Raw genomic sequence first — 14,426 nt, 5'->3', positions numbered from 1 at the left:
CGGGCAAGCCCGCTCCCACAGATGCACGCCCGTGCGGCACACCCAAATCCCAGGCAAAGAAAAACCCGGCCGAGGCCGGGTTTTTCGTGAAGCTTCAAACCAATTACTTGGCCTGAGCTTCTACCTGAGCTTCTACGCGACGGTTAACGGCGCGGCCAGCTTCGGTGGCGTTGTCAGCAACTGGACGGGTCTCACCGTAGCCAACCGAGTCAACACGGTTGGATTCGATGCCGTACTGCTGGGTCAGAACCTGCTTGACAGCATTGGCACGACGCTCGGACAGCTTCTGGTTGTAAGCGTCTGGACCTACGGAGTCAGTGTGACCTTCAACCACGGTGGTGGTTTGTGGGTACTGCTTCATGAAGTCAGCCAGGTTCTTGATGTCGCCGTAGCTGTTAGGCTTGACGACCGACTTGTCGAAGTCGAACTTCACGTCCAGCTCAACGCGGACGTTTTCAGCGGCAGCCGGGCAGCCGTCGGCGTCAACGGTAACGTTGGCCGGGGTGTCAGGGCACTTGTCGACGTTGTCGCAGACGCCGTCGTTGTCGCTGTCGGTGCAGACTTCGGCAACCGGAGCAGGAGCAGGAGCTGCGGACTGCTTCGGGCTACCGCCGAAGTTCAGGCCAACGCCGACGCTCGGTGCCCACTCGGTGTCACCTTTGTCGATGTTGTATTGGGCTTCAACGCCGGCACGGGCGTAGAACATGTCGGTGATGTACCACTTGGCACCAGCGCCCAGGTTGGCGAAGGTGGAGTGGTCACGACCGCCACGGCCGGTCTGGCCCAGCGACTGGTGGGAGAAACCAGCCGAAACGTACGGACGGATAGCGTCGTACGGGTTGTTGAAGTGGTAAACGGCATCCAGGGCGGTGTTCGAGCCCTTGATGTTCTTGCCGTCGTCGCCACGAGCGTTGTGAACTTCGTCGTAGCCCAGACGCAGTTCAACGTCGTCGGTCAGGAAGTAACCGATCGAGCCGCCGAACAGGTTGCCGTCGTTCTTGAAGTCGCGCTGGCTGTCGAAGAACTCCTTCTTGTAGAAGATCTCGGTTTCGACGGCGCCTTGGCCTTGTGCCATAGCGCCAATCGAGGTGGCGGCTACGAGCGAACCAATGGCCAAGCCCAAGGTATTTTTCAATTTCATCCGTTAAATCCCCATCTGGTGATAGTTAAGCAGCCCCACCAAAATCCGGGGGGACAACTCGACGGCAAGTCTAGCAGACCTTGCCGATTCGTTTGAGCCATTTGCATAAGACTAAGTTTCAGCCGAGTCCGCAAATTTCTCACGAAGCTTGTCGAGCGCACGCTTGTAACGCATTTTCGTGGCGCTCAGGCCCATGTGCATGATGTCGGCGATCTCCTGAAACTCCAGCTCTGCGACAAAACGTAGCACCAGAATCTCCCGGTCGATCGGGTTCACATACACCAGCCATTTATCCAGCCCGCCTTTTTCTTCAGGTTTCGGAGCCTTGTCCTCGGACGCCTCTTCGACGGGGTCCAGGCTCAGGGCATCCATCAACCTTCTCTTGCGACGCTCCTTGCGGTACTGGGTGATACATTCGTTGTAGGTGATGCTGTAGAGCCAGGTCTTGAACTTCGATTTGCCCTCGAAATTCTTCAGGCCGTACAACACTTTCAGCATGACCTCCTGACAGACATCGTCAGCATCCCGATCGTTCCCCAGATAACGTGCACAGACGTTGAACAGGGTCCGCTGGTAGCGCCGCATGAGTTCCTCATAGGCGCGGGTAACATGAAACAGCTCCTCATGCGAACGCGCCACCAACTCCTCGTCGGTGAGCTCGCGGGGGTCGTAACGCATGGGCGGCGAATAGACTTTATTCAAAACGGATCTGGCCGACAGTCAGGTCAATGTCGCCGCTCAGCCCTTGGGCCGATTTTTGCGGCGGCATACATTAACAGCTTTGTGCGGTTAGCGGCTATTGACGCGCTGCTCGAGCAGCACCCGATTGGACAGCGACACCAACTCGCCATCATCGGTCAGCAGCGTCGTCTTGACCGTCCCGATCTCTTCGATATGCCCTTCGACCTCTCCAATCCGCACCTGCTGGCCAACCTGATACAACTCGCGCACGTAGATCCCGGCAAGGATCTGTCCGGCGATTTCCCGGCTGCCCAGGCCCATTGCCAGGGCCACGGCCAGACCAACGGTAATCAATCCGATGACGATCACATGGTTGAGCAGGTCGGTCTTGACCTCAAGCTGGCTGATCGCCACCGAGATCGCGATGATGATGACCAGCCCCTGGGCAATGCGCCCGACGCCCGCTGCGTATTCCAGGCCGATGCCTTCGGCAGCGCCGCGCACCAGGCCGTTGACCAGTTGCGCCAGCAGTACACCGGCCAGCAATACCAGCGCCGCACCAAATACTTTGGGCAGGTAGAGGGCAAGCATGTCGAGGGTGGCGGAAACCCGCTCCAGGCCCAGCGATTCGGCGGCGGAAACGAGGAAGATCAGCAGGATGAACCAGTAGACGATCTTGCCGATCAAGGTCGAAATCGGCACCTGGATACCGACTCGGCCGAGCATCTTGGTCAGCCCGGTCCCGCTCATCAGGCGGTCGAGACCGAACTTGGCGAGCAGCTTGGACAGCAGTGTGTCGAGCAGCTTGGCCACCACGAAACCGAGCAGCACCACGACCAGCGCGCCGAACAGGTTGGGGATGAAGTTCGCCACCTTGGTCCAAAGGGCAGTCATGGCGGTGACCAGGCTCTGGGTCCAGAGATCGAGTTCCATATTCAATCGGCCTTATCAGCTTTCTGTCTGCCAGCGGCAGGGGTACGGCGCACCGGCGCGACATGCGCCGAGCCATTGTTGACAGCGATCAGCAGCGCCTGGCTCCAGCGGCCCAGCAGGCTGAACAGATCGCCCGCGCCAACCTGACGGTTGGCGGTTTTGAGCACGCGACCCAGGCAGGCATCGTCATCTCGGTCATGGCCGGACGGCGACGCCTTGAGCAGGTCGCGCAGGGATTCTTCAAACGGATCGTGCATGGGCACCTCGCGTGATGTCAGTCAAAGACGAGAGCTCTGGCCAACGGGTCACACAGCGATGTGGGACGAATGTTTCAAAATACATACGTGATCGTCGCTCAGACCCAGCGCAACTTGCGCAACAACCACCATTGCCCTGCGGCCAGCCCCAGCACCACCAGGCAGGCGAACAGGAAGCCGTAGGGGTTCTCGGCCCCTGGAATACCACCGACATTGATGCCGAGCAGGCCGGTGATGAAGCTCATCGGCAGGAAGATGCAGGTGATGATGCCGAAGCGGTACATGGTCCGGTTCATCCGCTCGCTGCGCCGCCGGTCCTCGCCTTCCAGCACCAGCGCAGCGCGCTCTCGGGCCAGTTCCAGCTCCTCGAGATAACGGATCAGGCTGTTGTTCAGCTCGTTCCAGTAATCGGCATCGGCGTCGGCGAACCAACTCCACTTGTTGCGCGAAAGCTGAGCATAGATGTCACGCTGCGGCGCCAGGAAGCGACGCAGGCCGGCGGCACGACGACGAATCTGCTGCAGGCTGCCCTGGGCCGGGCTATACCGTTCGTCGGATTCTACCTTTTCTTCCTCGAGATCGACCGCTTCGGACAGGTCGCTGACCAGTGCCTGGACCTTTTCGGTCAACAGTTCACCCATCAGCAGCAGCAATTCGGAGGCCGATTTCGGCCCCCTGCCCTCATCCAGTTGCTGCAAGACTTCATCGCTCGCGCGCAAAGGCCGCAGCCGCAACGAAATGACGCGCTGCGCTTCGGCGAAGATGCGCACCGAGACCATGTCTTCCGGCTCTGCGCCAGGGTTGAGATTGACCCCGCGCAGAAACAGCAGCAACTGCTCGTTGGCCAACGCCAGCAGGCGTGGGCGAGTGTTCTCCTCGAGCAGCAGGTCGCAGGCAAACTCGCTCAGGCCGCTATCGTGCAGCAGCCAGGTGCGGGTTTGCGGATGACTGCGGTCCCAGTGCAACCACAGGCTCTCTTGCGCCTGCAATTGCAGGTTGTCCAACTCGGTACGGGCAATGGCGCGCGCGCCTCCCTTGCCGTCGAGCACCAGGGCATGGACCAGCCCCCACTGCGCGTTGTCTTCCTCGAACATCAATGCTCCATCAGCGCGCGCGGCGCATCACTCCGGCATTTTCAGGGGGCTTGGCGAGACGATCACGCCATTGTTGTCGGCGTAGATGTATTCGCCGGGGCGAAAAGTGACGCCGGCAAAGCTGACCACGACGTCGAGGTCGCCAATGCCGCGCTTGTCGGTCTTCATCGGATGGCTGGCCAGGGCCTGCACGCCGACATCGGTCTGCACCAGCACATCCACGTCACGCACACAGCCGTAGATCACCAGGCCTTCCCAGCCATTCTTCGCCGCTTTTTCCGCGAGCATGTCGCCCAGCAGCGCCCGGCGCAGCGATCCGCCGCCATCGACCACCAGGACCTTGCCCTTGCCGTCGAGCTCGACCTGCTCCTTGACCAGGGAGTTGTCCTCGAAGCACTTGATGGTGACGATCTGGCCGCCGAAGGAATCGCGGCCGCCGAAATTGCTGAACATCGGCTCCAGCACCTGGACCAGGTCCGGGTAGGCGTCGCACAGGTCGGGCGTTACGTAATGCTGCATGAGAAGCTCCTGTCAGTCACAACGAAAGCGGGTATCGGGCAAGGCTACACCCTGAAGGCCGTTGCAGTCATCCGGGACCAGGCAGTCAGTTCGGCGCTACGACTTGCCCGCGAATGACCTGCTTACTCAATTGTGGCGGGCGGCGCCTGAACGTCGCTCAGCCAGCGCGCCACCAGCGGCCACACCTGCGTCTGCGCCGCCTTGCTCACCAGCATGTCGACATGCCCGAAGGCTTCGAAGCCCTCTTCACGGCCCAGGCGCAGGAACTGCTTGCGTTCATCGCCCCACTGCTCGAACAGTTTGCGACAGGCCCAAGCCGGATCCTGGAAATCCGCCGCACCCGCGACTGCCAGCAGCGGTACATCCATCTGCGCCAGCCCGGCCCACCAGTCTCGGTCCTTGACCCCGAAACGGCCGAACAGGCCATGCCAACGCAAGCTTTCCAGGGCCAGCCCGATCGGCTCGTCCTCCGGCCCACGCTTCAACCTGGGGCCGGAGAGCTGGGCAAAACGCTTGACCAGCAAGCGCGCACCCCACGCCACTGGCGGCACTTTCAACGGCCAGTAGACCCGGCTGACCTGGGTGCCGAACAACGCCACGCTGGCCACGCAGGCGCTATCCAGGTAGCCGCCACCCAGTGCGGCCGCCAAGGTGGTGCCGCCCAGCGAATGGCCAATCCAGTGCGGCGCCTGGCCGGCCATTTCCTGGACGAAGGCGCCAATCACCGGCAGGTCGAAACGCGCGTAGTCGGCCACGGTGTTCTGCCGCCACTGGCGGTTGCGCGGCGACAGGCCATGCCCGCGCATTTCCGGAATCCACACGTCGAAACCGGCACGTGCGAGGAAAGCACCCAGGCCAATGCCCTTGGGCGAGTACCAGAAACGACGATTGGAGAAACTGCCGTGCAGGAGAATCACCGGCACCCCGGGGGTGGCGTGCTGATCGGCAAGCCCGAGACGGGTCAGGGCCAGTTCGACACTGGCGTCGGGGCTGTTGCCCGCCTTGATCCGGTAAACGTCTTCACAGAGGTCGCCGCGGCGCTCGGCACTGAGCAGGGCCACGGGAAAAAGGGTGCTGCTGCTTTGCATGGATTCACAGAATGAAAAGAGGAAACAGGATGGGGAACTGCCACGCTGAACCTGGGCTGCAGCGCATTCGCGGGGGGGCCCCCCCCCCCCCGGGGGGGGGGGGGCGGGGGGGGGGGGGTTTCCCCCCGCGAAAAGGCAGAAACGCGAAGCGCGTCAGGACGCGCCCCGCGCGGGTTACATCAAGCGGCGCCCTGACCTTCGGCCAGGAAGAACCAGGTCTCGAGTACCGAGTCCGGGTTCAGCGAGACGCTCTCGATGCCCTGCTCCATCAGCCACTTGGCGAGGTCAGGGTGGTCCGATGGGCCCTGGCCGCAGATGCCGATGTACTTGCCGGCCTTGTTGCACGCGGCGATGGCATTGGCCAGCAGCTTCTTGACCGCAGGATTTCGCTCGTCGAACAGGTGGGCGATGATCCCCGAGTCGCGGTCCAGGCCCAGGGTAAGCTGGGTCAGGTCGTTGGAGCCGATCGAGAAGCCGTCGAAGTATTCCAGGAACTCTTCGGCGAGGATGGCGTTGGACGGCAGCTCGCACATCATGATCACGCGCAGGCCATTGTCGCCGCGAGCCAGGCCATTCTCGGCGAGCAGGTCGACGACCTGGCTGGCTTCGCCCAGGGTGCGCACGAACGGCACCATGATCTCGACGTTGGTCAGGCCCATCTCGTTGCGCACGCGCTTGAGGGCGCGGCACTCGAGTTCGAAGCAGTCACGGAACGACTCGCTGATATAGCGCGAGGCACCGCGGAAGCCCAGCATCGGGTTTTCTTCTTCCGGCTCGTAGAGCTTGCCGCCGATCAGGTTGGCGTACTCGTTGGACTTGAAGTCCGACAGGCGCACGATCACCTTTTTCGGGTAGAAGGCTGCGGCCAGGGTGCTGATGCCCTCGACCAGCTTCTCGACATAGAAGCCCACCGGATCGCTGTAGCCAGCGATGCGCTTGTCGACGCTCTCTTTCAGCTCAGGCGGCAGGCCGGCGTAGTTGAGCAGAGCCTTGGGGTGCACGCCGATCATGCGGTTGATGATGAACTCCAGGCGCGCCAGACCCACGCCCGCATTGGGCAGTTGGGCGAAATCGAAGGCGCGGTCGGGGTTGCCGACGTTCATCATGATCTTGAACGGCAGCTCCGGCATGGCATCCACCGAGTTCTGCTTGACGTCGAAGCCCAGCTCGCCCTCGAAAATGAAGCCGGTGTCGCCTTCGGCGCAGGATACGGTCACGCCCTGGCCATCTTTCAACACCTGGGTGGCGTTGCCGCAACCGACCACGGCCGGGATACCCAGCTCACGGGCGATGATCGCGGCGTGGCAAGTACGGCCACCGCGGTTGGTGACGATGGCGCTCGCGCGCTTCATGACCGGTTCCCAGTCCGGGTCGGTCATGTCGGAAACCAGTACGTCACCTGGCTGCACCTTGTCCATTTCGGACACATCGTGGATCACGCGGACCTTGCCGGCGCCGATACGCTGGCCAATGGCGCGACCTTCGACCAGTACCGTGCCCTTCTCTTTAAGCAGGTAGCGCTCCATGACATTGGCGCTGGCGCGGCTCTTCACGGTCTCGGGGCGAGCCTGCACGATGTACAGCTTGCCGTCGTCACCGTCCTTGGCCCATTCGATGTCCATCGGGCGCTGGTAGTGCTGCTCGATGATCATCGCCTGCTTGGCCAGTTCGTTGACCTCGGCGTCGCTCAGGCAGAAGCGCGCACGCTCGGCACGGTCGACCTCGACGGTCTTGACCGAACGACCGGCCTTGGCTTCGTCGCCGTAGACCATCTTGATCGCCTTGCTGCCCAGGTTGCGGCGCAGGATGGCCGGGCGGCCTGCCTGCAGGGTGTTCTTGTGCACGTAGAATTCGTCAGGGTTGACCGCACCCTGCACGACGGTTTCACCCAGGCCGTAGGCGCCGGTGATGAACACCACATCGCGGAAGCCCGACTCGGTGTCGAGGGTGAACATGACGCCAGCGGTGCCGGTTTCCGAACGCACCATGCGCTGCACGCCGGCCGACAGGGCGACCAGCTTGTGGTCGAAGCCCTGGTGCACGCGGTAGGAAATGGCGCGGTCGTTGAACAGCGAGGCGAACACTTCCTTGGCCGCGCGGATCACGTTGTCGACGCCACGGATATTGAGGAAGGTTTCCTGCTGGCCGGCGAACGAAGCATCCGGCAAGTCTTCGGCGGTCGCCGAAGAGCGCACGGCCACGGCCATGTTGTCGTTGCCGGCAGCCATTTCGGCGAAGGCGGTGCGGATTTCGGCGTCCAGACGTGCCGGGAAATCGGCCTCCATAACCCACTGGCGAATCTGTGCGCCGGTCTTGGCCAAGGCGTTGACATCGTCGACATCCAGCGCGTCGAGCGCGGCATGGATGCGGTCGTTCAGGCCACTTTGTTCGAGAAAGTCGCGATACGCCTGAGCCGTAGTGGCAAAGCCGCCCGGCACCGATACGCCGGCACCGGCAAGATTACTGATCATCTCGCCCAGGGATGCGTTCTTGCCCCCCACATGCTCCACATCATGGACGCCGAGCTTATCGAGGGAAACTACGTACTCTACCAAGGTGATCTCTCCACTAACTGTATTGGAAAAGCTCAAGGGCGCCCGCCTGTCGACTCTGCGGCTGGGCCGGGACGCTTGTGGCCTGGACCTGGAAAATAAGTGAGAATGCCGAACGACCGCGTTCGGCAAACCGAACCTATCATATCCAGAAACATTCGGCAGCTTAAGGCCTCAGGTGCAAATGAAACGATCCGCGTTCTTCATCTCCGACGGTACCGGCATCACGGCCGAAACACTGGGCCAAAGCCTGCTGGCGCAGTTCGAAAGCATTCCCTTCGCCAAATTCACCCGCCCCTACATCGATACGCTCGACAAGGCACGCGCCATGGTCCAGCAGATCAATGCCGCGGCCGAGCGCGACGGTGTGCGCCCCATTATCTTCGATACCATCGTCAACCAGGACATCCGCGAGGTCATGGCTACGTCCAATGGCTTCATGATCGACATCTTTTCGACGTTTTTATCCCCGCTCGAGCAGGAATTGACCGCCCATTCGTCGTATTCCGTGGGCAAATCACACTCGATCGGTGGCAATTCCAACTACATGGAGCGCATCGAGGCGGTCAACTTCGCCCTGGACAACGACGATGGTGCGCGCACCCATTACTACGACAAGGCCGACCTGATCCTGGTGGGTGTGTCGCGCTGCGGCAAGACACCAACCTGCCTGTACATGGCCATGCAGTTCGGCATCCGCGCCGCCAACTACCCGCTGACCGAAGACGACATGGAGCGCCTGCAGTTGCCAGCGGTGCTGAAAAAGCACCACAACAAGCTGTTCGGCCTGACCATCGACCCCGACCGCCTGACCGCCATTCGCCACGAACGCAAACCCAACAGCCGCTATTCGAGCTTTGCCCAGTGCGAATTCGAAGTGCGCGAGGTGGAGAACCTGTTCCGCCGGGAGAACATTCCCAACATCAACTCCACGCATTTTTCGGTGGAAGAGATTTCGGCGAAGATTCTCGTGGAGAAAGGCGTGGAGCGGCGGTTCAAGTAAGATCGGCGGAAGCCTTTTAGCGGGCAAGTCGCAGCGGCGAACCGCCGCTCCCACAGGGCCGCCAGAGACAGACAAAAAAGCCCCGGCATTGCTGCCGGGGCTTTTTCATTTCAGGGCCAAGGTCAGGATGGAATCACCACCGACTGCCCACTCAGCGCCAGGTCGACCAGCTCGCGGTTGGCCACCGCGTACATCGCATAGTCGGTGCCTGTGGCGTTGCGCAGGTCGTCCAGCATGGCGCGCCAGCGCTCGACCATCACCCGGTGCTGCTCGGCCCACAGGGCCACGCGGGCGTCCATGTCGTCCGGTGCATCGGCCATCTGCAACACGGAAATGGTGATCGCGCGCTGCTGCAGGTCGATGTCGTCGCGGAACGCTTCGCGGGCCAGGGCCTGCCAGTTGTTCTCCACTGGCAGGTTGCTGATTTCCTGCAGGTACCAGGTCAGGTCGAGCGCGCTGCCCACGGCGAAGAACGCCTTGGCCACCTGCGCCGGATCGTGACCGGTGACATCCGAAGCTTCGATGATCGGCAGCAGAGTGTACAGGTGAGTAGTGCCTGCCACCATGCGCGCCAGCAACTCCGGCACCCCGGCTTCGACGAAGCCCTGGTAGCGCGCCTGCCAGCGCTCGCGGGTCGGCCCTTCCAGCAGTTCGTCGAGCTTGAGCCCCAGTTGCGCGATCTTCGGCCCGAAATGGGCAGCGTCACGACCGGCATCCTGCTCGTTACGACGGCTGCGCAGGAACCAGCGGGTGGCACGACGTCCCAGGCGCATCAGCTCGTCCATGAGGGTCAGCTGGATCTCGGCGGGCACCTGGTAGTCCAGCGCCTCGATCTGGCGGAACCAGTGCGGCAGGTGGAAGATGTCGCGCACGATCACATACGCACCGGCAACGTTGGCCGGGCTCATGCCGGTGGACTCCTTCAGGCGCTGCACGAAGGTGATGCCCATGTTGTTGACCAGGTCGTTGGCGATCTGGTTGCTGACGATCTCGCGCTTGAGGCGGTGACGGCGCATGGCCTCGGCGAACTTGCTGACCAGTGACGGCGGGAACGCCGTCTCCATGTCACGGGTCAGGTAGTCGTCGTCCGGCACCAGCGACTTGAGCAGTTGCTCCTTGAGATCGATCTTGCTGTACGAGATCAGCACCGACAGCTCGGCACGGGTCAGGCCCTGGCCAGCCGCCAGGCGTTCGGCCAGTTGCTCTTCGGTCGGCAGGAACTCGATGGCGCGGTCCAGCTTGCCCCGCGACTCGAGGTCGGCCATCAGGCGCTTGTACTCGGCGATCCGCTCGCGGGCGCGGCGGGCCGCCAGCGACAGGGCCTGGGTCTGCTTGTAGTTGTTGCCGAGCACCAGCGAGGAGACTTCCTCGGTCATGCTGCCCAGCAGCTGGTTGCGCTGCTTCTCGGTCATGTCGCCAGCCTGCACCACTTCGTTGAGCAGGATCTTGATGTTGACCTCGTGGTCGGAGCAGTCCACGCCACCGGCGTTGTCGATGAAGTCGGTGTTGGTGGCGCCGCCATGCAGGCCGAACTCGACGCGACCGAGCTGGGTCATGCCAAGGTTGCCGCCCTCGCCCACCACCTTGCAGCGCAGCTCGTTGCCGTTGACGCGCAGGGCGTCGTTGGCCTTGTCGCCGACATCGGCGTGGCTTTCGCTGCTGGCCTTGACGTAGGTGCCGATGCCGCCATTCCACAGCAGGTCGACCGGCGCCTGCAGCAATGCATGCAGCAGTTCGGTCGGGGTCAGGCGGTCGGCTTCGATGGCGAAGCGTTCCTTCATCTGCGGGCTGATGGCGATGCTCTTGGCGCTACGCGGGAAGATCCCGCCGCCTTCGGACATGATCGCGCTGTTGTAGTCGGTCCAGGCCGAACGCGGCAGCTCGAACAGGCGCTTGCGCTCGGCGAAGCTGGTGGCCGGGTCCGGATTCGGGTCGACGAAGATGTGCAGGTGGTTGAATGCGGCTACCAGTTGCAGCTTGTCGGACATCAGCAGGCCGTTGCCGAACACGTCGCCGGCCATGTCGCCGATGCCGACCACGGTGATCGGATCTTCCTGCACGTTGATGCCGCGCTCACGGAAGTGGCGCTGCACGCCCACCCAGGCGCCACGGGCAGTGATGCCCATGCCTTTGTGGTCGTAGCCAGCCGAACCACCGGAGGCGAAGGCATCGCCGAGCCAGAAGCCGTAGTCGTTGGCGATGCCGTTGGCGATGTCGGAGAAAGTCGCGGTGCCTTTGTCTGCAGCTACTACCAGGTAGGGGTCGTCGTCGTCATGACGCACCACGTTGGCCGGCGGCACCACCCCACCGTCCTTGAGGTTGTCGGTGATGTCGAGCAGGCCACTGATGAAGATGCGGTAGCAGGCGATACCCTCGGCGGCGATCTCGTCGCGGCCGCCACCCAATGGCAGGCGACGCGGCAGGAAGCCGCCCTTGGCGCCGACCGGCACGATCACCGAGTTCTTCACCTGCTGCGCCTTGACCAGGCCCAGCACTTCGGTGCGGTAGTCTTCCTCGCGGTCCGACCAGCGCAGGCCGCCGCGGGCGACGTTGCCAAAGCGCAGGTGCACGCCTTCGACCCGCGGCGAATAGACGAAGATCTCGAATTTCGGTACGGGCTTGGGCAGCTCGGGAATCAGGCGCGGGTTGAACTTGAAGCTGAAGTACGACTTGCTCTGGCCAGCGGCGTCGGGCTGGTAGAAGTTGGTGCGCAGGGTGGCCTTGATCAGGTCCAGGTAGCGACGCAGGATGCGGTCCTCGTTGAGCACCTGGACGTCGTCCAGGGCGGTGAGGATCGCCTGCTCCAGGCGCTGCTGCTTGTCGTCCAGGTCATCCTGGCCGAGCTTGCGCGCGAGGTAGAAGCGGGTCTTGAACAACCGCGTCAGCTCGCGGGCGATGTCGGTGTGGTTGTTCAGGGTGCTGGCGATGTAGCCCAGATCGAAGCCCAGGCGGATCTGCTTCATGTAGCGGGCATAGGCGCGCAGCAGTGCCACATCGCGCCATGGCAGGCCAGCGGTGAGCACCAGGCGGTTGAACGCGTCGTTCTCGGCGTCGCCCTTGACGATGTGGATGAAGGCATCCTGCAGGGTGTCGTTGAGCTGCTGCAGGTCCAGGTTCAGGCCTTCGCTGTAGGTGAAGGCGAAGTCATGGATCCAGAACTCGCGACCGTTGGCGTGGCGCAGGCGGTACGGGAATTCACCCAGCACGCGCAGGCCGAGGTTCTCCAGGATCGGCAGCACGTCGGACAGCGCCAGCGGCGTGTCGGCGTGGTACAGCTTGCAGTGCAGCTGGCGCTCGCCCAGTTGGGTGAGTGGCTGGTAGAAGCTCATGGCCAGCGGCTTGGCTTCGGACAATGCCAGCACATGCTGCATGTCCACCACCGCCGAATGCGCAGCGAAGCGCTCGCGGTAACCCGCCGGGAAGCCCTTGGGGAAGTCGGCGAGGATGTTGGTGCCCTGGGCTTCGCCGAAGTTCTCCACCACCAGCGCCGAGAAGTCGTCCTGCCACGAGCGGCAGGCCTGGATCACTTCGTTTTCCAGCTGCTGCGGGTCGATGTCGATGCGGTTCTTCGGGTCGACCCGCAGGATCAACTGCACACGTGCCAGCACCGACTCGGAGAAGAAGGTCCAGAACTCACAGTCGGTAGCCTTCAGGCGCTCCATCAGCACCTGCTGGATCTTCTGGCGCACTTCGGTGGAGTAGATTTCACGCGGTACGTAGGCCAGGCAGTAGCAGAAGCGTCCGTACGGGTCCTTGCGCAGGAACACGCGGATCTTGTTGCGCTCCTGGATCTGCACGATCGACATGACGGTGTTGAACAGCTCGTCGATCGGGGTCTGGAACAGGTCGTCGCGCGGCAGCACTTCGAGCACCTGCGTGAGTTCCTTGCCCAGGTGCGCCTTGGGATCGAAGTGCGAACGGCGCTCGATCTCGGCGACTTTCCCGCGGATGTACGGGATGGTGTACACGCTTTCACCGTACACCGTCGAGGTGTACAGGCCCATGAAGCGGCATTCCTTGATGACCTTGCCATCGGCATCGATCTGGCGAATCGACACGTAGTCCGGGTAAGCCGGACGGTGCACGCGGCTTGGTTGCGAAGCCTTGGCGAACGACAGCAGGCGCGGCTCGCGCAGGTAGCTGACGGCGTAGTCCTCGATGCGCAGGTCTTCATTGCTCAGGCCGCTGCGCAGCACGCGCGGCAGGCCGAGGAAGGACGATTCGTCGTAGACCAGGCTGCCGCCGGCAGCGTCGGACTCGACCACGAACTCTTCATAGCCGAGGAAGGTGAAGTGGTTGTCCAGCAGCCAGGTGAGGAAGCTCTGCACCTCGGCCTTGTCGTTCTGCGCCGGGCCGAAGGCGTTTTCGCCCACCAGCGCCAGCAGGTCGCGGACCTTGGCCTTCATCGGGTCGAAGTCGGCGACGACGACGCGCACATCGGCCAGTACCAGCTCCAGCTCGCGGGTCAGGCTGGTCAGCTCGGCGGCATTGGCGCAGCGGTCGATCTCCAGGTACATCAGCGACTCGTGGCTGACGCCTTCACCCTGGGTGCCCTTGGGCAGCAGTTCGAGCAGCTCGCCCTTCGGCCCGCGGCGGGCGCTGAGCACGGTGGTCTGCAGGGTGTGGATGCTGTAGCCGCGGCGGTTGAGTTCGGTGCGTACCGAGTCGACCAGGAACGGCAGGTCATGGTGCAGCACTTCGACCACGGTGTGCGTGGATTGCCAGCCATGGCGTTCGTAGTCAGGGTTGTAGACCCGCACTTGCGCAGTGTTCGGGTCGAAGCGCTCGATGGTGCGCCAGGCAGAGAGGGTGCAGCCGGCCAGGTCGGACAGCCGACGCTGGGTGAGTTCGTCCAGAGAGATGATGCCGAAGAACTGTTCGGCGAACAGCGCCACTTGTGGCAGGGACTGCTCGCTGATGTGCTGCGCCAGGGCCGCCTGCAGTTGATGCTGGAAGTCGGCTTTGCTGGCTGCGGTGAAAAACGCCATCTGTGGTACTCCGCTTGGGCTTTGTTATAGGTGAAGCGTCGTGTACGTGCGCCATGTACGGATCAACGATAGCCAACCCGTAGCAGGAAGACGGTAAAACCAAGGCGTAGGACGCTTCCTTCGCGTCCATGTTCCAGGGATGGGCAGCTGCAAAGACGACTGCCGGTGGC

The 14,426-nt window shown here is 62.7% G+C and carries 10 protein-coding genes; 1 reads left to right on the top strand and 9 read right to left on the bottom strand.

The annotated features are described in order from the left end of the window. Positions 1-103 precede the first annotated feature (103 nt). From IAE40_RS11685 to ppsA, 8 genes are all read right to left on the bottom strand, one after another. Positions 104-1,141, bottom strand: a complete 1,038-nt coding sequence (locus IAE40_RS11685; RefSeq protein ID WP_054892467.1) for an OmpA family protein — start codon at positions 1,139-1,141, stop codon at positions 104-106. 111 nt (positions 1,142-1,252) lie between these two features. Next, positions 1,253-1,819, bottom strand: a complete 567-nt coding sequence (gene sigX / locus IAE40_RS11680; protein ID WP_054892468.1) for an RNA polymerase sigma factor SigX — start codon at positions 1,817-1,819, stop codon at positions 1,253-1,255. Positions 1,820-1,930: 111 nt separating this feature from the next. After that, positions 1,931-2,755, bottom strand: coding sequence for a mechanosensitive ion channel family protein (locus IAE40_RS11675; protein ID WP_054892469.1), 825 nt, complete (start codon positions 2,753-2,755; stop codon positions 1,931-1,933). 2 nt (positions 2,756-2,757) lie between these two features. Then, positions 2,758-3,012, bottom strand: a complete 255-nt coding sequence (locus IAE40_RS11670) for a hypothetical protein (RefSeq protein WP_054892470.1) — start codon at positions 3,010-3,012, stop codon at positions 2,758-2,760. Positions 3,013-3,110: 98 nt separating this feature from the next. Further along, positions 3,111-4,106 carry a zinc transporter ZntB gene (locus tag IAE40_RS11665; protein WP_200603200.1) on the bottom strand — a complete coding sequence of 332 codons (996 nt, stop codon included), beginning with the start codon at positions 4,104-4,106 and terminating at the stop codon, positions 3,111-3,113. A gap of 27 nt (positions 4,107-4,133) precedes the next feature. Further along, positions 4,134-4,625 carry a ribonuclease E activity regulator RraA gene (gene rraA, locus IAE40_RS11660; RefSeq protein ID WP_054892472.1) on the bottom strand — a complete coding sequence of 164 codons (492 nt, stop codon included), beginning with the start codon at positions 4,623-4,625 and terminating at the stop codon, positions 4,134-4,136. Between the two features lie 122 nt (positions 4,626-4,747). After that, positions 4,748-5,713 (bottom strand): alpha/beta fold hydrolase, encoded by a 966-nt coding sequence (locus tag IAE40_RS11655; protein WP_197892496.1) that lies wholly within the window; start codon positions 5,711-5,713, stop codon positions 4,748-4,750. Between the two features lie 179 nt (positions 5,714-5,892). Then, positions 5,893-8,268 carry a phosphoenolpyruvate synthase gene (gene ppsA, locus IAE40_RS11650; protein WP_054892474.1) on the bottom strand — a complete coding sequence of 792 codons (2,376 nt, stop codon included), beginning with the start codon at positions 8,266-8,268 and terminating at the stop codon, positions 5,893-5,895. A 181-nt stretch (positions 8,269-8,449) separates the two neighbouring features. On the opposite strand from ppsA, the gene ppsR reads away from it, so the two are divergent. Further along, entirely contained in the window at positions 8,450-9,268 is an 819-nt protein-coding gene (gene ppsR, locus IAE40_RS11645; RefSeq protein ID WP_054892475.1) for a posphoenolpyruvate synthetase regulatory kinase/phosphorylase PpsR, read from the top strand. A 122-nt stretch (positions 9,269-9,390) separates the two neighbouring features. On the opposite strand, the gene IAE40_RS11640 is transcribed toward ppsR, so the two are convergent. Continuing rightward, positions 9,391-14,256 (bottom strand): NAD-glutamate dehydrogenase, encoded by a 4,866-nt coding sequence (locus IAE40_RS11640; protein WP_063543985.1) that lies wholly within the window; start codon positions 14,254-14,256, stop codon positions 9,391-9,393. Positions 14,257-14,426: the final 170 nt, after the last annotated feature.

The sequence above is a fragment of the Pseudomonas sp. S44 genome (assembly GCF_016624805.1).
GTDB lineage: Bacteria > Pseudomonadota > Gammaproteobacteria > Pseudomonadales > Pseudomonadaceae > Aquipseudomonas > Aquipseudomonas machongensis.
The sequence above is the reverse complement of the archived record's forward strand: the minus strand, read 5'-3'. Positions and strand labels throughout refer to the sequence as shown.

Excerpts from the sequence above, each read along its gene's own strand:
- IAE40_RS11640 (WP_063543985.1), bottom strand. The coding sequence starts at position 14,256 with ATGGCGTTTTTCACCGCAGCCAGCAAAGCCGACTTCCAGCATCAACTG.
- IAE40_RS11665 (WP_200603200.1), bottom strand. The coding sequence starts at position 4,106 with ATGTTCGAGGAAGACAACGCGCAGTGGGGGCTGGTCCATGCCCTGGTG.
- IAE40_RS11675 (WP_054892469.1), bottom strand. The coding sequence starts at position 2,755 with ATGGAACTCGATCTCTGGACCCAGAGCCTGGTCACCGCCATGACTGCC.
- ppsR (WP_054892475.1), top strand. The coding sequence starts at position 8,450 with ATGAAACGATCCGCGTTCTTCATCTCCGACGGTACCGGCATCACGGCC.
- IAE40_RS11655 (WP_197892496.1), bottom strand. The coding sequence starts at position 5,713 with ATGCAAAGCAGCAGCACCCTTTTTCCCGTGGCCCTGCTCAGTGCCGAG.
- rraA (WP_054892472.1), bottom strand. The coding sequence starts at position 4,625 with ATGCAGCATTACGTAACGCCCGACCTGTGCGACGCCTACCCGGACCTG.
- sigX (WP_054892468.1), bottom strand. The coding sequence starts at position 1,819 with ATGCGTTACGACCCCCGCGAGCTCACCGACGAGGAGTTGGTGGCGCGT.
- IAE40_RS11670 (WP_054892470.1), bottom strand. The coding sequence starts at position 3,012 with ATGCACGATCCGTTTGAAGAATCCCTGCGCGACCTGCTCAAGGCGTCG.
- IAE40_RS11685 (WP_054892467.1), bottom strand. The coding sequence starts at position 1,141 with ATGAAATTGAAAAATACCTTGGGCTTGGCCATTGGTTCGCTCGTAGCC.